Source organism: Oceaniglobus indicus (assembly GCF_002751875.1).
Taxonomy (GTDB): Bacteria; Pseudomonadota; Alphaproteobacteria; order Rhodobacterales; family Rhodobacteraceae; genus Oceaniglobus; species Oceaniglobus indicus.
The window spans coordinates 274,926-296,504 of sequence record NZ_NMZM01000001.1 but is presented as its reverse complement, the minus strand read 5'-3'; the positions used below and the strand labels follow the sequence as shown (position 1 = coordinate 296,504).

Below are 21,579 nucleotides of genomic sequence, written 5' to 3'. Positions count from 1 at the left end.
GTCGGACAGCAGCACGATTGCCGTCACCTCCAGCGGTGACGCCATATTCGACGTGCAGGACGAGTGGATCATCACCGACGACAACGGCGGCGGTGACCCGGTGGTCACCCATGTCGTTCAGTCGGGCAGGGCCAACGCGCTGTCTGCGGCATCCTTCAACTTTGACGATGTCAGCTATGGCTATGACTTCGATCTCGCGCCGGGTGAAACGCAGATCTTCATGCATTTCCTGACCCAGAACAACACCATGGCGGAAGCCGAAGCCGAAGCCGACATCCTGAAGAACCTCGGCGATGGCGCGACCGACGGCATGAGCCCGGATGAACTGCGCCTGGTCGTCAACTTCGACACCGGGTTCGTGGATGATCCCGTGTATGGGGTGGAGCTGAACGGCACGGCCCGCCGCGATATCCTGGATGGCGGCGATTATGCCGACACGATCACCGGGTTCGGCGGCGACGACCTGATTTCCGGGAATGGCGGCGACGACCTGATCTTCGGGCGCAACGGCGCTGATGTCCTGATGGGCGACGACGGTGCCGACCTGCTGGTCGGGGCCCAGGGGCATGATCTTCTGCTTGGTGGAAACGGCGACGATATCCTGTCGGGTGACAACAACACCTCGCTGGTCACGACGACCAACACGCGCGTCGCCCAGTCGACCGGCCAGGAGTTCTCGGTCAGCCTGACCGTGCCAGATGCCGCCAACGGCACGACATTGCCCCTGCAGGGCTATGTGTCGCGCACGCCGGTGACGTCGGAGATCCTGAACATCGCGCTGGTCATCGACACCTCGGGATCGACCAGCGGAACTTTCCAGGGCACCCGCCAGGTCGCCGATCAGAACGGCGATGGTGTTGCGAACACAATTCTGGATGCTGAAATCGCAGGCCTGGTCCAGTTGATCAACGCCATCAACCGCAAGCTTGGAAGCGACGCCAACATCTCGCTCACGCGCTTTGACAGTTCGGGACAGGAAATCTTCCGGGGCATCGCCAACGCGGACAACAACGGAAACGGCACGCCCGACGTCATCGACGCGCTGCGTGGGCTCAGGGCCAACGGCGGCACCAGCTTCGAGAGCGGCCTGAACCCGGTGATCGATTTCTTCGAGGATCAGGATCAGGGCCAGAACGTTCTCTATTTCATGTCCGACGGTGAAAACGGCGGCGGCAGCACCAGCTTTGCGGACGAGGTGACCACGCTTCTCGACACAAACGGCATCAACGCGACGATCCGCTCGTTCGGCGTCGGCGCCGATGCCTCGGAAGAGCAGTTGGACCTTCTGGATGACGGGATCGACAACAACTCGACCACCATCATCCTCGACCCGTCCACGTTGGGCGGGGAACTGGTCGACTCGGGCATCACCCGCGCCGACATCGAACGCGTTCTCATTCTGGTCAACGGGCAAGTGGCCCGTAACATCCCGGCCGCCGACCTGATCCAGACGCCCCTGGGCTTTCGGTTCGAATTCGGGGGCACGCTGAACGGGCTGAACGCGACGGAAGACGATCGTATCACGGTGCGTGCGATTGCCACGGATCCGGGGCGCACGATCGTGAACACCTTCCAGATCGTCGAACACGAGGCCAATGCCGTCGGCTATGACACGCTGATCGGCGGTGACGGCAATGACGTGATGGACGGCGGTGCCTGGGCCGATGTTCTGTTCGGTGGCAACGGCGATGACCGGATGGATGGCGGCAACGGCCTGGACCGCCTGTTCGGTGGCAACGGCACCGACATCATGTCGGGCGGCGGCGGAAACGACACGCTCAAAGGCGGTGCCGGCGCCGACCAGATGTTCGGCAACCGGGGTTCGGACCTGTATTTTGTCGATAACGAAGGCGATGTCGTGCGCGAATTCCGCAACGAGGGCCGCGATACCGTGCGCAGTTCCGTCGATTTCCAGCTGGGCGCCAATATCGAGAACCTGTCCCTGATCGGTGTCGACCGGATCGACGGCACCGGCAACGCGCTGGCCAACATCATGGTCGGCAATGCCGTCAGCAACACCCTCAGGGGGTTCAACGGTCAGGACAAGCTTCTGGGCCGCGGTGGCTCTGATATCCTCGACGGTGGACGCGGTGACGATACCCTGACCGGCGGCGGCGGAGCGGATCAGTTCGTGTTCCGCTCGGGTGATGGAAACGACGTGGTGCGTGACTTCCGCGGCGCGAACCGGGAAGGCGACGTGATTGACCTGCGTGGGGTCAATGCAATTGCCAACTTCAACGACCTGCTGAACAACCATCTGACCCAGGTGGGCAGCGACGTGGTGATCGACCAGATGAACGGCAACACGATCACGCTGGAAAACGTCAACCGTATCTCGCTGGTCGAGGATGACTTCATCTTCTGAAGACCCGACCTGACACGACACGGCAATAGCCGGGGCCTTTGGCTCCGGCTATTTTCTTGGGCGGGGATCGATCTTCAAGGCCAGCAGCCCATGCCGCAGCCAAGTGCGGCGGAAGACGCTATCATATGCGACGGGTCAGGCGCAGGCGGATTTCTCGACCTCGGCGAATGCCTCGGCCGTGGCGTCGAGCGCCAGCATGATCGAAGCGTGACGATTGCGGTAATCCTTGGCGGGCTGCAGGACTTCCAGACCGTCAAAGGGCGCGTCCGGGACCGGGCCACCGGCGGTCAGCATCGCCTTCAACTGGCTGCGGGCGTGTTCGATTTCAGCGCGGCTGCGGCCGATGACGTTCGCGCCCACGACCGACGCGGCGGCCTGTCCCAGCGCGCAGGCCTTGACGTCCTGGGCATAATCCGAGATGCGCCCGTTCTCGGTCACGATCTGAACCGTCACCGTCGAGCCGCACAGCGGCGAGCGTTTGCGCGCGCTGCCTTGGGGCGCCGCAAGGGGGGTCGTGTGCGGCATGTCCGCAGCCAGCGCCAGGATACGTCCCGAATACAGTTTGATCAGATCGCTCTCGGCCATGGCATCTGCTTTCCCTTGTCGCCCATGCCCCGTAGATAGAGCGGATCCCCCCTGTTGAAAAGGTTTGCCCGATGTCCTTTGACCCTGCCAGTCTTCGCTTCGATGCCGCCGGTCTTCTTCCTGTCGTCGCGCAGGAGGCGGAAACCGGCGAGGTTCTCATGCTGGCGTGGATGAACGCCGACGCCGTGGCGCGCACGCTGGCCTCGGGACGGGTCACCTATTGGTCACGCTCGCGCGGTGACTTCTGGGTCAAGGGCGAGACCAGCGGCCATGTGCAGCACCTTGTCGAACTGCGGCTAGATTGCGATCGCGACTGTCTTCTGGCGTTGGTGCGCCAGGAGGGGCCGGCCTGTCATACCAACCGGCGGTCCTGTTTCTATACTGCGATCCGTGAGGGTGAAGAGACCGAGATCATGGCGCCCATGGTGTAACGGCACAAGCGCGCGCGGGAGTTTTCGGTCAGGAAGAAGGGCGAAGACCGACCATGCGCCGGATATCGTCGGGCGTGGCGCCTTCGCTGCGGTACTTGGCCAGGGCGCGGGCGTCGTCGCGTTTAGCCAGACGCCGGCCGCTGTCGTCGCGGATCAGACCGTGATGGTAATAAACCGGGGTGGCGAGGCCAAGAAGGTGTTGCAGCAGGACATGGATGCGCGTGGCCTCGAACAGGTCTTCACCGCGCACGACATGGGTGATGCCCTGCGCCGCGTCGTCCAGAACGACCGAGAGGTGATAGGAGGTGCCGAAATCCTTGCGCGCAAGGACGATGTCGCCGATGTGGTCGCGATAGAAGGTGGGCGGCGTGACGACGCGCCCGTGATGGTGCGGACCGGTTTCCGTGAACGCCAAGCCGGGATCGTCAGCCGAGGGGGTGGCGATCTGTTCCTGGCATGCAATCAGGGCGGCCGTCATGTCGAGACGCAGATGGCAGTGCGTTGGCCTGACCGATGGGCGGGGGGCGGCGGGGTCGTCCGGCGCACAGGTGCCGGGATAGACCGGGCCGTCGGGCCCGATGATCGGTGCGCCATCTTCCTGCGGCGCCGACAGCGCATCGGCGATATCGCGGCGGGTGCAGGAGCAACCGAACAGCAGATGACGGCACCAGAGATCATCCAGCGCGCTGCCATAGGCGGCGTGGCGTTCGGATTGGCGCATCGGTTCCGCGTCCCACCGGATGCCGAGCCAGGTGAGATCGTCGATGATGCGCGCCTCCCACTCGGGCCGGCAGCGCGCCGGGTCGATATCTTCGATCCGCAGCAGGAAACGGCCGTCTTCGGCGCGCGCCATGTCATGCGCCAGCAAGGCGGAATAGGCATGGCCAAGGTGCAGCGGCCCGGTGGGCGACGGCGCGAACCGGGTGGTGAGGGTCACGCCGGAACGGCGGCCTGCGTCGCCAGCCATGCGGTCCAGTCGGCCTTGGCGCGGTCGGTATAGGCCTTGTAGCGGTCCTTGCGGCCGCGACGCCCGCCTTTCAGCCCATCGACCGGGGGAAAGAGGCCGAAATTGACGTTCATCGGCTGAAAGGTCTTTGCATCGGCGCCACCGGTGATGTGCGAGACGAGCGCGCCCATGGCGGTGGTCGGGGGCACCGGCGGCAGCGGCGTGTCGGTGAGTTCGCCGATGGCGAGACGTGCCGCCAGCAGGCCCATGGCCGCGGATTCGACATAACCCTCGACGCCGGTGATCTGGCCGGCGAAGCGGATGTTGGACCGGGATTTCAGGCGCATCTGGTCGTCCAGCAGGACCGGCGACTTCAGGAAGGTGTTGCGGTGAATCCCGCCGAGACGGGCGAACCGCGCGTCCTCAAGGCCCGGAATCATCCGCAAGACAGAGGTTTGCGCGCCGTACTTCATCTTGGTCTGGAAGCCGACGAGGTTGTAGAGCGTGCCAAGCTTGTTGTCCCGCCGCAGTTGCACCACGGCGTGGGGCTTCACATCCGGTTGATGCGGGTTGGTCAGGCCGACCGGCTTCATCGGGCCGTGACGCAGCGTCTCGCGACCGCGTTCGGCCATCACCTCGATCGGCAGGCAGCCGTCGAAATAGCCGGCGGTTTCACCCTCGTGAAATTCGGTCGTGTCGGCGGCCAGCAGCGCGTCGATGAAGGCGTTGTAGGTGGCCTTGTCCATGGGGCAGTTGAGATAGGCGGTACGCTCTTCCTCGGTCTCGCCCTTGTCATAGCGCGATTGCATCCAGGCCTTCGACAGGTCGATGGAATCGAAGTGGACGATGGGCGCGATGGCATCGAAGAAGGCCAGCGCCTCTTCGCCGGTTTCCGCACGGATCGCCGCGCCGAGCGCGCCCGAGGTCAGGGGGCCGGTCGCGATGATCCAGTGGCCGTCTGCCGGAAGCGACGTGATTTCAGAGGGTTCGACGGTGATGTTGGGATGGGACATCAACGCCTGGGTCACCGAGGCGGCGAAAGGATCGCGATCGACGGCCAAGGCGCCACCGGCCGGCAGGCGGTGTTTGTCGGCCATGGCCATGATCAGGCCGCCCGCGGCTCGCATTTCCCAATGCAAAAGCCCGACGGCGTTCTGTTCGCTGTCATCCGAGCGGAAGCTGTTGGAGCATACCATTTCGCCCAGATCGCCTGTGCGATGGGCGAAGGTGCCCACCTTGGGGCGCATCTCGTGGATGACCACGTTCAAACCGGCATTGGCGGCCTGCCAGGCGGCTTCGGACCCGGCCATGCCGCCGCCCACGATGTTCACTGTCTTGTTCATGGAACGGGATGTAGCGGGCATGGGCGCACTTTGAAAGGACGGGAGCCTCCGGCGGGAGTATTTCAGGCAAGAAAAAACCTGTCGCCCCGCCGGAGGTCGGTATCATTCGATCGGTGTTTCGGGGTCGTCTTCGCCTTGTTCGGCGATCCATGCGACGCTCACGACTTCCTCGTTCGGGCCGGTGTCGAACACCTTGACCCCGCCCGCGGCGCGCGAGCGGAACGAGATGCCCTGAACCGGAACGCGGATCGATTGCCCCTTGGACGTGGCGAGCATGATCTGATCGTGGATGTCGACGGGGAAGGAGGCGACAAGCGGTCCGCCCCGCATCCGTGAATCCATGGCCATGACACCCTGACCACCACGACCGCGCACGGGATAATCGTGGGATGACGACAGCTTGCCGGATCCCTGTGCCGTGATCGTCAGGATCAGATCCTCCGCGGCCGACATCTCGGCATAGCGATCCTGGGTGAAGTTCTGATCTTCATCCGCCTGGTCTTCGTCGTCGACCTCGACGTCGTCGGTCAGACCCGCCATGGCGCGACGCATCTTGAGATAGGTCGTGCGTTCCTCGGGGGTGGCGCTGAAGTGGCGGATCACGGCCATCGACACCACATGATCATCGCCCGACAGGCGGATGCCGCGCACGCCGACCGACGCGCGGCTGTTGAAGATCCGCACGTCGCTGGAGCGGAAGCGGATCGCGCGACCCGAATTGGTCACCAGCATCACGTCGTCGTCAGGTGAAGCGATCCGCGCGTTGATCAGCTTGGTGTCTTCGTGTTCTCCCTCGAACTTCATGGCGATCTTGCCGGCGCGGTTCACATTGGTGAAATCGCTGAGCTTGTTGCGCCGGACGGTGCCTGCGGAGGTGGCGAAGACGATCTGGAGCTCGTCCCAATCCGCTTCGTCCCGGTCCACGGGCATGATTGCCGCGATGGAAACGCCGGTGGGAATCGGCAGGATGTTGACAATCGCCTTGCCCTTGGAGGTGCGTCCGCCCATGGGCAGGCGCCAGGTCTTCAGCTTGTAGGCCATGCCGTCGGTGGTGAAGAACAAAAGCTGCGTGTGGGTGTTGGCCACGAACAGGGTGGTAACGACATCCTCGTCCTTGGTGGACATCCCCGACAGGCCCTTGCCGCCGCGTCGCTGGCTGCGGAACTCGTGAAGGGGCGTGCGCTTGATGTATCCCGACTGGGTGATGGTGACGACCATGTCTTCACGCTCGATCAGGTCTTCGTCTTCCATGTCGCCGGACCAGTCGACGATCTCGGTGCGGCGCGGCACGGCGAATTGTTCGCGCACCTCGCTCAGCTCGTCCGAGATGATCGCCATGATCCGCTCGCGCGAGCGCAGGATGTCGAGGTAATCCTTGATCTTGGCGGCCAGTTCCTCAAGCTCGTCGGTGACTTCCTTGACGCCCAGCTGGGTCAGGCGTTGCAGGCGCAGCTCCAGGATCGCGCGGGCCTGGATTTCGGAAAGGTTGTAGGTGCCGTCTTCGTTCACCGTATGGCTGGGGTCGTCGATCAGCCGGATGAAGGGGGCGATTTCGTGGGCGGGCCAGGCCCGCTCCATCAGCTTTGCGCGCGCCTCGGCCGGATCCAGCGAGGCGCGGATCGTCGCCACGACCTCATCGACGTTGGACACGGCGACGGCCAGGCCGCACAGGATATGGCTGCGCTCGCGCGCCTTGCGCAATTCGAATGCGGTGCGTCGCGCCACGACTTCTTCGCGGAAGCCGATGAAATACGACAGGAAATCGCGCAGGGTCAGCTGTTCGGGCCGCCCGCCGTTCAGCGCCAGCATGTTGCAGCCGAACGAGGTCTGCATTGCCGTGAAGCGGAACAACTGGTTCAGAACGACCTCGGGCGTGGCATCGCGCTTCAGTTCGATCACCACGCGCACGCCGATGCGGTCGGATTCGTCCTGGACCGCAGAGATGCCTTCCAGTTTCTTCTCGCGCACCAGATCGGCGATCTTCTCGATCATCGTGGCCTTGTTCACCTGATATGGGATTTCGTCCAGCACGATGGCATAGCGGTCCTTGCGGATCTCCTCGATCCGGGTCTTGGCGCGGATGATGACGCTGCCGCGCCCTTCAAGGTAGGCCTTGCGCGCGCCCGAGCGGCCCAGGATCACGCCGCCGGTGGGAAAATCGGGCGCCGGGACATAGTCGATCAGGTCTTCGGACGTCAGGTCGGGGTTCTCGATCAGGGCCAGCGTCGCGTCGATCACCTCGCCCAGGTTGTGGGGCGGGATGTTGGTGGCCATGCCGACGGCAATGCCGCCCGCGCCGTTGACCAGCATGTTGGGAAAGCGCGCCGGCAGGACCGAAGGCTCGCGGTCCTTGCCGTCGTAGTTGTCCTGGAAATCGACGGTGTCCTTTTCGATGTCGGCGAGCAGGCTTTGCGCCGGGCGATCCATGCGCACCTCGGTGTATCGCATGGCCGCGGCGGAATCGCCGTCCATGGACCCGAAGTTGCCTTGACCGTCCAGCAGCGGCAGCGACATGGAAAAGTCCTGGGCCATGCGCACCAGCGCCTCGTAGATCGCGGAATCGCCGTGGGGGTGGTATTTGCCCATGACGTCGCCCACCGGGCGGGCCGATTTGCGATAGCTCTTGTCGTGGGTATTGCCGGTTTCATGCATCGCATAGAGGATCCGGCGATGCACCGGCTTCAACCCGTCGCGCAGGTCGGGAATGGCACGGCTGACGATGACCGACATCGCGTAGTCGAGGAATGACGTGCGCATCTCGTCGGCGACGGAAATCGTCGGCCCGGTGGGCGACACCGGTGCCGGCACATTTTCACCATCGTTTTCAGGGGGTTCTGGCGTATCGCTCACGTCGCTCGATGCCTCTGGTCTGGGAACTATATTTTGTTGTCCGCACTATACCAGAGCCTGAATGTTGGGTGCAATCGCTGCCTGTCGTTTCGCGGCCCCGATCTGTGCCGGGTCCGCCAACGCATTGTTATGACGGGCAAGTTAAATACGCAAAGCCGGGATTCCAGCCTAGGGCATCAGGCGCGCCACATAGCCGGGCAGGGCGAAGGCGGCCTTGTGCACCTCGGGCGTGTAATACCCGGGGGTCAGCCCCGCGGTGCGGAACCGCGATTCAAGCTCGGCCAGCGGAACCTGCCGGGCATCGCCGTTCGTGCCCCAGCCAAAGGCCATGGGCCCGCCGGCATAGGTCGGCACGGTGGCCAGATAACAGGTCGCATCGGCGAACAGGGCCCGGAACGCGCGCATCGTGTTCGTCAACTCATCACCCTGCACGAAGGGCACACCGTTCTGCGTCACAAGGATCCCGCCCGGCGTCAGGGCGCGTTGGGCATGACCATAAAACGTGTCGGTGAACAGAACCTCGCCCGGCCCGACGGGATCGGTGGAATCGACGATGATGACGTCGAAACCGCCCGCCGTGTCGCGCATGAAGGCGGCGCCGTCGGCGATCACCAGCTTCAGGCGGGGATCGTCGAAGGCGCCGTCGGAAATCGCGGGCAGATACTGCTTGGAAAACTCCACGACGCCGGCATCGATCTCCACCATCGTGACATGTTCGACGGTGGCGTGGCGCAACACCTCGCGCGCCATGCCGCCATCGCCGCCACCGATGATCAGAACCCGCTTCGCCGTGCCATGGGCCAGGATCGGAACATGGGTCAGCATCTCGTGGTATATGTAATTGTCGCCCTCGGTCACCTGCACGACATCGTCCAGCGTCATGATCCGCCCGAACGTCGGGTTCTCGAACACCCGAAGCCGCTGATGCTCGGTCGCGCTGTCATACAGCACCCGCGTTTCCCGCAGGGCCTGGGCATGATCGGCGTGCAGCCGCTCAAGGGTCCAGCCGTCAAGCTTGGTCATGGGTGCTCCTTTCGGTCTGGTTGCGCGCCGTACTTTCACGGCGGGCGGTCGGTGCCGTTCAGTGCCGGTGGCCGAATATGGCGCGTAAGAAGCCGGAAACAACGCCCGGCTTCTTACTGATCCAAATACTCTCGCCGAAGGCATCCGCGGCTTGCGCAATGTTCAGGCGGCGGCGGCTTCGCACACCAGGCCATCGCCGCGCAAGAGCTCGCGCACCCGCACGTCATCGGTGGCGAAGGCCGCCTTCAGGACATCGACGGCGCGCCATGGATCGGCATCGCCGCACATGAAGACGTCGAAGGCACCATACCCGATCTCGGGCCAAGTGTGCACCGAGATGTGGCTTTCGGCCAGCACGGCCACACCGGAAACGCCCTGGGGCGAAAACTTGTGGGTGTGGATATGCAGCAGCGTCGCGCCGCACAGGTCGACCGAATCGCGGAACGCCTGTTGAATCCGCGCCTCGTCGTCCAGTCCGGTGCCGTTCACCACCTCGATGATCAGATGTGTGCCGGCAAAGACCTTGCCGCCGCGGCGAATGAAGTGATCGTCGCGATCTTCGTCGAAGATGTCGCGAGTCAGGTTTGCGTTCGCGGCATCGCTGCCGTGGTGATCTTCCGCTTGGGCGCCTGTCTCCAGACCAGTCCCCAGTTGGAAGAGGTGCGCGCCATCCATGGCTGACCCCTTTCTACCAGTAGATTGTATCCGTGGTTCCTTAGCGCCCCCCCGACCTGTCGGCCGGGGTTGGGATCGGTCCCGCTCGTAGGGTGCACCTAGGGGTCATTTCCGCCCCGTGCAAGTCGTTTTCGAAACATTTGCCCGCGTTCCGAGGGTGGGGTGTTGCCCGCGGGCCGCAGTTGGCCCGCCGCGGCGCCGTTTTCGTGGGGTATTCAAATACCGTATTTACAACGCTTTGAAAACGCGCGTTTTAATTGCGCAGATGCCGATTGACTGTGGCGCGCAGTCGGTTAGAACCACGCCATCCGGACGGCGCCCCTGCGGCGCTCTCTTACTTTACAGGACGCTCACATGAAAACCTTTACCGCGACCCCGGCGGATATCGACAAGAAATGGATCCTGATCGACGCCGAAGGTGTCGTTCTGGGCCGTCTTGCCTCGATCATCGCCATGCGCCTTCGGGGCAAGCACAAGCCGTCGTTCACGCCGCACATGGACATGGGCGACAACGTCATCGTCATCAACGCCGAGAAGGTTCAACTGACCGGCAACAAGCGGGCCAAGCCGAACTATTGGCACACCGGCTATCCGGGCGGGATCAAGTCGCGCACCACCGGCCAGATCCTGGAAGGCAAGCACCCCGAGCGGGTTGTCACCATGGCCGTCAAGCGGATGCTGCCCGGCGGCAAGCTGTCGCGCCAGCAGATGACCAACCTGCGCGTCTATGCCGGTGGTGATCATCCCCACGAGGCGCAGAACCCCGACGTTCTGGACGTGAAAGTCCTGAACAAGAAAAACACCCGGAGCGCATGAGCATGGCCGACGAAATTAAATCCCTCGACGAGTTGAACGCCGCCGTTTCCGGCGCCGATCTCGCCACGCCCGACTCCGCGCCGCTGCACGAACAGGTGCGCGACGAATTCGGCCGCTCCTATGCCACGGGCAAGCGCAAGGATGCGGTCGCCCGCGTCTGGATCAAGCCGGGATCGGGCAAGTTCCTGATCCGCAACAGCAAGGGTGTCTTCATTCCCTACGCCGAATATTTCGCGCGTCCGGTGTTGCAGATGATCCTGCGCCAGCCGTTCACGGTGGCCAACGTCGAAGGCCAATTCGACGTCTACGCAACCGTCAAGGGCGGTGGCCTGTCCGGTCAGGCCGGTGCGGTCAAGCACGGCATCAGCAAGGCGCTGCAACTCTATGATCCGTCCCTGCGCGGCGCGCTGAAGGCGGCCGGTTTCCTGACCCGCGACAGCCGTGTCGTGGAACGCAAGAAATACGGCAAGGCCAAGGCCCGCAAGAGCTTCCAGTTCTCCAAGCGCTGACGTTTGGCCGACAGCTTTGACACCATCGCGGCGGGCGTGTCCTTCGGGACGCGCCCGTTTTCATTGGGTGGGCCCGGATGAAATACAGACCCGAGATCGACGGACTGCGCGCTGTTGCCGTGGTGCCCGTCATCCTGTTTCACGCCGGCTTTGCCACCTTTTCGGGCGGGTTCGTCGGGGTCGACATCTTCTTTGTCATCAGCGGCTACCTGATCACCGGCATCATGCTGGACGACATGGCGCGCGGCGATTTCTCGATGGTGCGGTTTTACGAACGGCGGGCGCGGCGCATCCTGCCGCTGCTGTTTTTCGTCATGGCCGCCTGTGTTCCCTTCGCTCTGGTCTGGATGATCCCGTCGCAATTCAACGATTTCGCCAAAAGCGCGGGAACCGTCGCCCTGTTTCTGTCGAACTTCTACTTCCTCAGCCAGGTCGATTACTTCGCCCCGGCCGTGGACGTTCAGCCGCTGATCCACACGTGGAGCCTGGCCGTCGAAGAACAATATTACCTGCTGTTCCCGCTGGTCATGCTGCTGTGCCGACGGGCCAGCCCGCGGCGGATGCTGGCGGTGTTCGTGGCGCTGGCGATCGCCAGTCTTGCTCTCGCTGAATACGGCCTTCGGGTGGCGCCGGAACGTACCTTCTTCTTCACCGGTGCGCGGCTTTGGGAATTGATGGCCGGATCGATTTGCGCGGTCCTGTCGCGATCGCGGGGTTGGGGGCGCGATCACAACGGTGGGCATGATTGGCTGGCCGCGGCCGGTCTGGGAATGATCGCCGTTGCGGTTTTCGGATATGACGCAACGACGCCATTCCCGGGGCTGTTCGCCCTGATGCCGGTGATCGGAGCCGCCCTGATCATCCTGTTCGCGCGCCCCGGACAGGTCATCGGTCCCTGGCTCGCCGCGCGACCGGTGGTGGCGGTTGGACTGGTCAGCTATGGCGCCTATCTCTGGCATCAACCGTTGTTCGCCTTCGCACGCATCCAAAGCGTGGCGGAGCCGGGACCGGTGCTGATGCTGGCCCTGGGCGTGGTGGCGGTCGGCTTGGCCGCGCTGACCTGGCGATACGTCGAACAGCCTTTCCGGCGCGGCCCGCGCAAGGCGCTGGCACGCCGGCGCGATCTGTTCGGGGCAAGCCTGATCTGTGGCGCGGTGTTCGTGGCCTTCGGTCTTGGCGCCGACAACACCGCGGTCTTCAACGCCACCCGCAGCGACAAGCAACGCGAGATGCTTTCGTTTCTGGACTATCGCGACAGTGATACCTTCAATGCGGGCTATCGGTTTCCCACCTGTTTTCCAGGCGCCGACGGCACCGGATTTGCCGACTATCGACCCGACACCTGTTTGGCGCTGGATCCGTCACGCCCCAACGTCCTGTTGCTGGGTGATTCACATGCAGCGCACCTTTGGCGCGCGTTGTCACGCCACCTGCCGCAGGTCAACCTGCTTCAGGCGACGGCGTCGAATTGCCGACATATCGCCGCGGCGGACAAGGATCCCGCGTGTTCCGGCCTCGTGGACCTTTTGCTGACCGAGACGCTGCCGCGAGGCGGCATTGACGCCGTGATCCTGTCGGCCCGCTGGACGACGCAGGACGCCTCGGACATCGGCGCGACACTCGACGCGCTGGGTGAATTCGTGGACACCATCGTCGTGATCGGCCCGACGCCCGAGTATTCCCCGGCCGTGCCGGCGATCCTGGCGCGCATCTCCGACGCCGACGATTACGCCACCGCATTGCACGCGCGCCTGAAACCTGAACTGCGGGCCCGGAACGCGGCCCTTGCAGCGGCCGCCAAGGCAGGCGGTGTGCCCTATGTCGATCTTCTGGACGTGCTCTGCGATCCGACGGCCTGTCACGCACTTGGCGACGAGGGACAGCCGATTTCGTGGGATTATGGCCATTACACCCTGGACGGGGCGTCACGTGTCGTGTCGCTGATGCTGGAACGTGACGTGTTGACTGCCGATCTGTTGACCGGCCGAGACTCTTCGCGATGACGACGGGCGGAGATCCCACAGGCCCCCGGTGGCTGTCGAACGTCGCGCCGCTGGTGTTCCTCGCGCTTTGGTCGGGTGGCTATAGCGTCGCCAAGATCGGGTTGGAGCATGGCCCGCCGATGAGCATCCTCGCGCTGCGCTATGCGCTTGTGGTCGCGATCATGGCAGCGCTTTTCGGCGTCATGCGCCCGCCCTTGCCGAAGCGGGCGGCGGATTGGGGTCATCTGGCGCTGGTCGGGTTGCTGATCCAGACGGTGTATTTCGGTCTGACCTACCTTGCGCTGGAGGCCGGGGTCACCGCCGGGATGACGGCGTTGCTGATGTCGCTGCAGCCGATCCTGGTCGCGCTGATCGCGCCACGCTGGAGCGGCGAGTCGGTCGGGCGGCGGGTGTGGATCGGTCTGATCCTCGCGCTGGCCGGCGCCGTCCTCGTGATCGTCGCGCGGCTCGAGATCGGGGCGCCGCCGGTCGCGGGGTTCGCCCTGGCCGTTCTGGGCCTTGCCGGAATCACCGCGGCCACGCTGTGGGAAAAGCGGTTCGGCCTGTCCCATCATCCGGTGACGGCCAACCTGATCGGCTATGGCGCCGGGTTCATCGGGATCCTGCCGTTCTGGCTGATGCAGGACGCCGGTCCGATCAACTGGTCATGGGAATTCGCCGCGGTGATGGTGTATCTGGTCATCGGCAATTCGGTGATCGCGGTCGGCCTGCTGCTGGCGATGATCCGCGCGGGGCAGGTGGCGCGCGTGTCGGCCCTGATGTTCCTGGTTCCGCCGCTTGCCGGGCTGATCGCCTGGACGTTGTTGGGCGAAAGCATGCCGGCCCTGGCCTGGGCGGGGTTGGCGTTGGCCGGGGGCGGAGTCTGGCTGGTGACGCGGCCCTGATCCCGGGGACGCGGCACGGCGGGGCCGCTATCGGATGCCTCCGGCGGGAGTATTTGGGTCAGTAAGAAGGTCAGAGGACGGATTGCCGATTGCTCAGAGTGCCAGGCGGATCTGAACGGTCAGCCAGACCAGCGCGATCAGGACCGGCTGGTGGATCAGGTAGATGGCAAGGCTGTGGCGGCCGGGCCAGCCGAGGCGGCGGGCGGTGCGACCCACCGGACGCGGCGTCCAGAAGGCCGAGCGGCGCGTGGCCTGCACCAGGGCGATTCCCGCGAAGGTCGCGGCGGCCCAGGGAAAGAACGGTTCGTAATCCACGGTGGCACGGCCCGTGACGTGCAGTCCGGTCCAGAGCAGGGCGGGGTGATCGAACGCACCATGGCGCACCACCTGCGGCAGTGCGAAGGTTGCGGCCGCGATCGCCAACGTGGCCAGCCAGGGCAGGCGCAACAGCAGCAGACCGACCAGCGACGCCGCCGCGATCGAATGCAGGATGCCGAAGTAGACGAAGGCGTCGGGCATGGCGAACCAGGTCGCGACGGTGACAAGCGCGGCGGCGGCGGCGATCACCGCGATCCGTTTCAGCGCCTTGGCCACGTTCAGGTGCCGCCCATGGGCCAGCATCAGGCTGACACCGGCGAGGAACAGGAAGCTGGCCGCGACCACCACCGCAAGCCAGCGAAAGCCGCCCGACAGCGCGACTTCGGCGGGAATCAGGCCGAACAGCATCAGATCCCAGATCAGGTGATAGACCGCCATGCCAAGCAACGCGACCGTGCGCGCGATGTCGATCGCGGCGACGCGGGGCCGGCCCGGGTCGGACTCTGCGATGCGCAAGGTCAGGAGAATACCACGAGCGAGCGTTCGTCCCACGAGATGCGGGCGCGATCCCCCCGTTCGAGCACCCGGCGCCCGACGAGGTTCTTCATCGAGACGGTCACGGGCGTCTCGGTGTCGTCGAGCAGGACGTCATAATACGTCATGTCGCCGTAATAGGCCAGTTCGACCACCTTGCCGTTGGCGGTCTGCGCCGGGGTCGCGTCGCCTTCGAACAGGATCGACATCGTTTCGGGGCGAATGCCGATGTGGCCGTCACCCGATGGCATGCCCCCGGGGGCCTGGTCGGGCTTGACCGTGGCGCGGCCGAGCCCGGCAATGTCCAGCATGTCACCATTCACCCGGGCGGGCAGGAAGTTCATCGTGCCGATGAAGTTCGCCACCCTGCGGCTGAGCGGGCGACGATAGAGCGTTTGCGGATCGGCCAGTTGCGCGATCTCGCCCTCGAACATCACCGCGATGCGGTCGGACATGATCAGCGCTTCCTCCTGGTCGTGGGTGACGAGGATGAAGGTGATGCCGACATGGCGTTGCAGGCGGCGCAGTTCATTCTGCATCTGCTCGCGCAGCTTCTTGTCCAGCGCGGACAGCGGTTCGTCGAGCAGCAGAACCTTGGGTTTCAGGATCAGCGCCCGGGCCAGCGCCACCCGCTGGCGTTGCCCACCCGACAGGGCGTGGGCCGCGCGGGGGCCGAAGCCGTCGAGGCCGGCCATCTCGAGCGCTTCGTCGACCAGTGCACCCTTGGCGCGCTTGTCCAGATCGCGGCGGCGGCGCAGACCGAAGGCGACGTTCTCGGCGACGGTGAGATGCGGGAAGATCGCATAGCTTTGGAACACCATGTTCGTCGGGCGCTTGTTCGCGGGCACGCCGCGCATGTCCTGACCCGACAGCAGCAGGGTGCCTTGCGAGATATCCTCGAACCCGGCGATGGTGCGCAGAAGCGTGGTCTTGCCACAGCCCGACGGGCCGAGCAGCGAGAAGAACTCGCCCGAGCCGATGTCCAGGTCGACGCCGCGCAGGGCGTGATAGGTGCCGTAATACTTGTGCACACCGCGCAGCGAGACGATGGGCGGGGTCGCGGATGTCGCTTGGCTCACAGAAAGCCTCCGGTGTCTTTGCCGCCGGCCCGTGCGATGCCACGGCGGCGGAATATTTCGGCGATGGTCAGCAGGATCACCGACAGCGCCACCAGGATGGTGCCCAGCGCCATGACCACGGGGATCTTCTGGGGAAACCGCAACTGCCCCCAGAGATAGACGGGCAGGGTGGGTTCGGTGCCGGTGAGGAAGAACGCGATGATGAATTCGTCCAGGCTGATCGTGAACGAAATCAGCAGCGCCGACACGATGCCGGGCATCACCAGGGGCAGGGTGATCAGGCGGAACGTGCTCCACGCCGTTTCGCCGAGGTCGAAGGCGGCTTCCTCCAGGGACGGGTCGAGGTTGGCGAAGGCCGAATTCAGGATCGCGATGCAGAACGGCGTGCAGATCAGGGTGTGGCCCAGAACCACGGTCCAGCCGCCCAGCGGCAGGCCCAGCGCCAGGATCACCACCAGCAGGGAAACGGCGACGATGATTTCGGGCAGCACCAGCGGCAGCATGATGAACCCCAGGATCGGCGCCTTCAGCGGAAAGCGGTATTTCGCCCCGGCCCGCGCGGCGCAGATCCCCAGGATCGTGGACAGCAGGGCGGTGATGACGGCGATGATCACGCTGGTCTGCACGGATTGCACCAGGGCCGGCGTGTTCGGGATTTCCGCGAACCACTTGGTCGTGAAGCCCGACAGCGGAAAGGCGATGATCGTCGCGTCGTTGAAGGCAAAGATCGGCAACAGGACGATCGGTGCATAGAGAAACACCAGATACAGCCAGGCATAGATCCGCAATCCGCCGCCCTTCATGACCGCGCCCTCAGCCATTTGCGGTTCAGCCAGATGAACAGCAGGGCGATCACCGTCACCACGGTCATGGCGATCACCGCCAGCGTGGCACCCATGGGGGCGTTGTTCAGTTTCAGGAACTGGGTCTGGATCATGTTGGCAATCATCAATCCGTTGGGCCCGCCGACCAGCCGCGGCGTGACGTAATCGCCGATGGTGGGAATGAACACGATCAGGGTCGCGGCGACGATGCCGGGCACCGCCAGGGGCAGGGTGACGCGGATGAAGGTCATCACCCGGTTTTCCCCCAGGTCCTGTGCCGCCTCGATCAGGGACCGGTCGATCTTTTCCAGCGCGACGAAGATCGGCAGGATCGCGAAGGGTGCAAAGGCATGGGCCAGCGTGATCACCACCGCGTTGGCGTTGTAGAGGATGAAGGTCAGCGGTTCCTCGGTGAGTCCCAGCCCCTGCAAGGTGGTGTTCAGAACGCCGTTATAGCCAAGGATGACTTTCCACAGGAACACCCGGATCAGATAGGACGTCCAGAACGGGATGGTGATCAGGAAGATCCACAGGCTCTTGCGGTTCGGGGCAACGTGGAAGCTGACGAAATAGGCGATGGGAAAGGCCAGCACCACGGTGGCCAGCGTCACTGATCCCGCGATCAGGACCGAGCGCAGGATCAATTCACCATAGAGCGGTTCGGAAAACGCCTCGCGGTAATTCTTCAGCGTCGGGGTGAAGTCGATCGTCAGGAAATCCTGGGTCCAGAAGCTGAACGCGAAGATCGCCGCCAGCGGCACCGCCAGCAGCAGCAGCGCATAGAGCGCAGGCGGCGCGACCATCAGCAGGCCGCGCGAGGCTTCGGAACTGGCAAAACGAGTCATGGCCATGTCGGCGGGTCAGTCCCTTCAGGTGTCCGGACGATATTTCTTTGCTGCCGCGGAAACTGCAACAGGTAATTGGCATTGCCGTGTCCACGGTCGCGGATCTGCGGGGCGCGCGATGCCTCAGGCATCGGGTGCGATCAGCCCCAGTCCGCGCAGGTAGATCCCGATACCCGTTTCCAGCAGGTCTTCGGGTGGAAACGGCGACCGGGTGCCGGGGCTGCCGCGCGCGAACAATTCGACCACGCCATGGGACATGGCCCAGATATGGGCCGAGAACATCTGTGGCGGCGGGCGCCGTTCGGCGGGGATCTGGCGGGCCAGTGCGACCGCGGCCTTTTCCAGAACCCCCAGACCGCGCCGCGCCCGTTGCGCAAGTTCGGGGGTGCGATTGATCGAGATGCCGGATTCGAACATGGCGACGTAATGGCCCGGATGGCGGCGGGCGAAGGCCAGGTATGCCCGCCCGGTGGCCGCAAAGGCCGCCAGGGCCGATGGCTGCCCCTGGTCATAGGCGTATTCCATCAGGTCGGCGAAAATCTCGTATCCTTGGGCGGCAGCCTCGGCAATCAGGTCGTCGCGCCCCTCGAAGTGGCGATAGACGGCGGCCGGCGTCACGCCGGCGGTCTTGGCCGCCTCGGACAGGGTGAAGCCGGTCGGCCCCTTCTCCTCGATCAGGGACAGGGCCGCATCCACCAGCGCCTGTTTCAGGTTGCCGTGATGATAGCCGCGTTTCGTCATGCCGCGGCGGACAACATCGCGCGCGGGCCACAGATGCGGGTGTCGATCGCGCCGATGGCGTCGGTGTCCTTGCCGGCAAAATCGACCCGGTGCAACACCGCCTGCAACGCGGCAATGCGCGCGCGTCGCTTGTCGTTCGAGCGCACGACGGTCCAGGGGGCGGCGGTGGTATCGCTGCGGGCCAGGGTTTCTTCGATGGCGGCGCTGTAGGCGTCCCAACGCTTCAGCCCCTCGACGTCGATCCACGACAGTTTCCACTGTTTCAGCGGATCATGCTCGCGCTTCAGGAACCGGCGCAGCTGTTCGGCCTGTCCGACGTTCAGCCAGATCTTGATCAGGATGATGCCGTCGTTGACCAGCATCTCCTCGAACCGGGGCACCTGCGCGAAAAACCGTTCGCGTTGTTCGTCGGTGCAGAAGTCGAACACCTTTTCCACCACGCCGCGGTTGTACCACGACCGGTCGAACAGCACGATTTCACCCGTTGTCGGCAGGGTTTCGATATAGCGCTGGAAATACCATTCGCCCTGCTCACGCTCGGTCGGCTTCGACATGGCGACAGTCCGGCAGACGCGGGGGTTCAGGTTTTCGCGCAGCCGCTTGATCGTGCCGCCCTTGCCGGCGGCATCGCGGCCCTCGAACACCACGGCAATACGCTTGCCGGTGGCCTTCACATCCGCCTGCAGCCGCACCAGTTGCAGTTGCAGCGCGGCCAGCGCGTCGCGGTAGGCGTCGCCGTCCATCCGCCGGTCATAGGGATAGGTTGGCCCCAGCACATCGTTCTTTCGTGCGCCGTCGATGGCGTCGCGAACGTGTTGCGGCGCTTCGTTGCGATAGAACGCGCTGATGGCGCCGTCAAAGGGCAGGGTCATGGGCAGGCTCCGCTCGTGATTTTGCCCAGCCTAGGGGGCGGTGCGGCTCAGCGCAATCCGGCCCGCGCCGCCGCCCGGTCGATGGCGTCGGTCACGATGGTCGGAACGACATGATGCGGCATGTGCCCGACGTCCTTGACGCGGACCAGATTGGCATCCGGCACCTGCGTCACCAGCACTTCGGAGTGGATTTCGGCGGGCACCACGTCGTCGGCCAGGCCGTGAACGATTTCCAGCGGAAGACGCAGATCGGGATATCGCGCCGACATCTCGACCACATGGGGGCGCAGGGAATTGACCTGCCGGGCGTTGGCGCGGAACGTCTCGCGGCGCAGGGTCAGGGGGCCACCGATGTATTCCAGGTATCCCTCGGGCACCGGGTTGGGTTGGAAGATGCCTTTCAGTGCGGTTTCCACCTGGGTTTCTGATGCGAAGGCCGTGATCAGCGGCACCACCGTCGCGCCCCCCAGGGCCGATCCGGTGACGCCGTAAAGCAGGCCCAGGCTGCCCGGCCAGGGTTCGGTCGCGCCCGCCACGATCACGACGGCGGCAGGGTCGTGATCCAGCGCCCAGGCCATGGCAACCGCGCCGCCATAGGAATGGCCCAGCACGACGGGACGCCGCACGCCCAGCTGATCGGCGGCGGCCTTCAGGAACGCCGCCTGTTGCTGCGGTGTTTCGGCGGCGGTGTTGCGCGCGCCGCTGAAGGCATCGGAAATCCGGTCGGTATAGCCAAGACCGGGTCGGTCGAAGGCGATGACACGATAGCGGTCCTTGACCCGGTCGATGAAATCGAAGCTGAAATCGCGGGTCGATCCCGATGCGCCGTGGATCAGGATCAGGTCCGGGCCGCGCCCCGCCTCGACATAATGCACGCGCTGGCCGTTGACGGTCACGAACTTACCAAGCGGGGGAAATTCCGCCTCGGCCGCGCGTTCGGCCCTGTCGGCGCGGCTGTCGACATAGGCGCCGCACCCGCCAAGAGCGGCGAGCGCGACAAGAAGGCTAGCGGCCAATCCGGGTAAGGTCATAGGGCGTTGTCTGGTATATCTGGTTGATCCAGTTGCCATATAGAAGGTGCGCGTGACTTCTCCAGCGATTTTGCGGCGCCTTGGTCGGATCGTCACCCGGATAATAGTTGCACGGCACGTTGATCGCCGTGCCTGCGGCCACATCGCGGTCGTATTCCTGCTTCAACGTATCGCTGTCGTATTCGAAGTGGTTGAAGATATAGAGCGCGCGATGCTTCGGATCCTCGACCAGGCAGGGACCGACCTCGGCGCTGCCCAGCAGGGTCGTCAGGCCGGGGGCGGCATCGATTTCGGATTGCCGCATCTCGGTCCAGCGCGACACCGGCACGACGCAATCGTCCGAGAACCCGTTCAGATAGGGCGACGCCGGCGCAAGGTTGTCGTGCCGGAAACAGCCGAACGCCTTGGCCGGCAGGATGTGCTTTTTAACCCCGTGGAAGTGGTTGATCATCGCCATTCCGCCCCAACAGACGCCCAAGGTCGAATGCACGTGGCTCTGGGTCCAGTCCATGACCTCGCGCAGCTCGTCCCAATAGGTGACATCGTGGAAATCCAGATGTTCGATGGGGGCGCCGGTGATGATCAGCCCGTCGAAATATTCGTCGCGCACCTCGGAAAACGGGCGATAGAAGTTCTCCATATGCTCGGCGGCGGTGTTGCGGGTCTGGTGTTCGCTCATCCGGATCAGGTGCAGGTCGATCTGAAGCGGGGTCGACCCGATCAGGCGGGCGAACTGGTTTTCGGTCTGGATCTTCTTGGGCATCAGGTTCAGCAGCGCGATCCTGAGCGGTCGGATGTCCTGACGGGCCGCGTCGGATTCGTCCATCACCATCACGCCTTCGTTCTTCAGCACGTTGAAGGCGGGCAGGTCGGAGGGCAGTTTGATAGGCATGGGGCGATCCTCG

The 21,579-nt window shown here is 64.4% G+C and carries 20 protein-coding genes; 6 read left to right on the top strand and 14 right to left on the bottom strand.

Features of this window, described 5'->3' with window-relative positions:
- The first annotated feature begins 52 nt into the window (after window positions 1-52).
- Window positions 53-2,365, top strand: coding sequence for a VWA domain-containing protein (locus tag CFP68_RS01355; RefSeq protein ID WP_099823674.1), 2,313 nt, complete (start codon window positions 53-55; stop codon window positions 2,363-2,365).
- Window positions 2,366-2,500: 135 nt separating this feature from the next.
- Here the strand turns inward: CFP68_RS01355 and CFP68_RS01350 are convergent, their stop codons facing one another.
- Window positions 2,501-2,950, bottom strand: a complete 450-nt coding sequence (locus CFP68_RS01350) for an iron-sulfur cluster assembly scaffold protein (protein ID WP_099823672.1) — start codon at window positions 2,948-2,950, stop codon at window positions 2,501-2,503.
- A 71-nt stretch (window positions 2,951-3,021) separates the two neighbouring features.
- On the opposite strand from CFP68_RS01350, the gene hisI reads away from it, so the two are divergent.
- Window positions 3,022-3,381 (top strand): phosphoribosyl-AMP cyclohydrolase, encoded by a 360-nt coding sequence (gene hisI, locus CFP68_RS01345; protein WP_099823669.1) that lies wholly within the window; start codon window positions 3,022-3,024, stop codon window positions 3,379-3,381.
- Between the two features lie 28 nt (window positions 3,382-3,409).
- Here hisI and gluQRS read toward each other — a convergent pair whose 3' ends face one another.
- The 5 genes from gluQRS to speD all read right to left on the bottom strand — a co-directional run bounded on the left by gluQRS (window position 3,410) and on the right by speD (window position 10,218).
- Window positions 3,410-4,348 (bottom strand): tRNA glutamyl-Q(34) synthetase GluQRS, encoded by a 939-nt coding sequence (gene gluQRS / locus CFP68_RS01340; RefSeq protein ID WP_099823667.1) that lies wholly within the window; start codon window positions 4,346-4,348, stop codon window positions 3,410-3,412.
- Window positions 4,315-5,670: a methylenetetrahydrofolate--tRNA-(uracil(54)-C(5))-methyltransferase (FADH(2)-oxidizing) TrmFO gene (gene trmFO, locus CFP68_RS01335; RefSeq protein WP_099823665.1), complete on the bottom strand. Its 1,356-nt coding sequence runs from the start codon at window positions 5,668-5,670 to the stop codon at window positions 4,315-4,317. Before trmFO ends, gluQRS begins: the two co-directional genes overlap by 34 nt.
- A 102-nt stretch (window positions 5,671-5,772) precedes the next feature.
- The gene (gene gyrA, locus CFP68_RS01330; protein ID WP_099823662.1) at window positions 5,773-8,520 is read right to left on the bottom strand and encodes a DNA gyrase subunit A; all 2,748 of its coding nucleotides are present in this window, start codon (window positions 8,518-8,520) and stop codon (window positions 5,773-5,775) included.
- A gap of 168 nt (window positions 8,521-8,688) precedes the next feature.
- Window positions 8,689-9,543, bottom strand: a complete 855-nt coding sequence (gene speE / locus CFP68_RS01325) for a polyamine aminopropyltransferase (protein WP_099823659.1) — start codon at window positions 9,541-9,543, stop codon at window positions 8,689-8,691.
- A gap of 162 nt (window positions 9,544-9,705) precedes the next feature.
- Window positions 9,706-10,218, bottom strand: a complete 513-nt coding sequence (gene speD, locus CFP68_RS01320) for an adenosylmethionine decarboxylase (protein ID WP_099823657.1) — start codon at window positions 10,216-10,218, stop codon at window positions 9,706-9,708.
- Between the two features lie 354 nt (window positions 10,219-10,572).
- Between speD and rplM the strand changes: the two genes are divergently transcribed.
- From rplM to CFP68_RS01300, 4 genes are all read left to right on the top strand, one after another.
- Entirely contained in the window at window positions 10,573-11,034 is a 462-nt protein-coding gene (rplM, locus tag CFP68_RS01315; protein ID WP_099823655.1) for a 50S ribosomal protein L13, read from the top strand.
- Window positions 11,035-11,036: 2 nt separating this feature from the next.
- Entirely contained in the window at window positions 11,037-11,543 is a 507-nt protein-coding gene (rpsI, locus tag CFP68_RS01310; protein WP_099823653.1) for a 30S ribosomal protein S9, read from the top strand.
- Between the two features lie 77 nt (window positions 11,544-11,620).
- Entirely contained in the window at window positions 11,621-13,546 is a 1,926-nt protein-coding gene (locus tag CFP68_RS01305) for an acyltransferase family protein (protein WP_099823651.1), read from the top strand.
- The gene (locus CFP68_RS01300; RefSeq protein WP_099823649.1) at window positions 13,543-14,430 is read left to right on the top strand and encodes a DMT family transporter; all 888 of its coding nucleotides are present in this window, start codon (window positions 13,543-13,545) and stop codon (window positions 14,428-14,430) included. Before CFP68_RS01305 ends, CFP68_RS01300 begins: the two co-directional genes overlap by 4 nt.
- 93 nt (window positions 14,431-14,523) lie before the next feature.
- Here CFP68_RS01300 and CFP68_RS01295 read toward each other — a convergent pair whose 3' ends face one another.
- The 8 genes from CFP68_RS01295 to metA form a co-directional block, all read right to left on the bottom strand.
- Window positions 14,524-15,264, bottom strand: coding sequence for a heparan-alpha-glucosaminide N-acetyltransferase (locus CFP68_RS01295; protein WP_099823646.1), 741 nt, complete (start codon window positions 15,262-15,264; stop codon window positions 14,524-14,526).
- 2 nt (window positions 15,265-15,266) lie between these two features.
- A complete protein-coding gene (locus CFP68_RS01290) occupies window positions 15,267-16,361 on the bottom strand; it encodes an ABC transporter ATP-binding protein (protein ID WP_241523902.1) in 1,095 nt (364 codons plus the stop codon).
- A complete protein-coding gene (locus CFP68_RS01285) occupies window positions 16,358-17,164 on the bottom strand; it encodes an ABC transporter permease (RefSeq protein WP_099824170.1) in 807 nt (268 codons plus the stop codon). Before CFP68_RS01285 ends, CFP68_RS01290 begins: the two co-directional genes overlap by 4 nt.
- Complete coding sequence (locus CFP68_RS01280; RefSeq protein ID WP_099823644.1) at window positions 17,161-18,036, bottom strand: ABC transporter permease; 876 nt, start codon at window positions 18,034-18,036, stop codon at window positions 17,161-17,163. Before CFP68_RS01280 ends, CFP68_RS01285 begins: the two co-directional genes overlap by 4 nt.
- 117 nt (window positions 18,037-18,153) lie before the next feature.
- A complete protein-coding gene (locus CFP68_RS01275) occupies window positions 18,154-18,771 on the bottom strand; it encodes a TetR/AcrR family transcriptional regulator (RefSeq protein WP_099823642.1) in 618 nt (205 codons plus the stop codon).
- On the bottom strand, window positions 18,768-19,643 hold the full coding sequence (gene ppk2, locus CFP68_RS01270) for a polyphosphate kinase 2 (protein ID WP_099823639.1): 876 nt from the start codon (window positions 19,641-19,643) through the stop codon (window positions 18,768-18,770). Before ppk2 ends, CFP68_RS01275 begins: the two co-directional genes overlap by 4 nt.
- A gap of 47 nt (window positions 19,644-19,690) precedes the next feature.
- Entirely contained in the window at window positions 19,691-20,659 is a 969-nt protein-coding gene (locus CFP68_RS01265) for an alpha/beta fold hydrolase (protein ID WP_099823637.1), read from the bottom strand.
- Window positions 20,649-21,566, bottom strand: coding sequence for a homoserine O-acetyltransferase MetA (gene metA / locus CFP68_RS01260; protein ID WP_099823635.1), 918 nt, complete (start codon window positions 21,564-21,566; stop codon window positions 20,649-20,651). Before metA ends, CFP68_RS01265 begins: the two co-directional genes overlap by 11 nt.
- Between the last annotated feature and the right edge of the window lie 13 nt (window positions 21,567-21,579).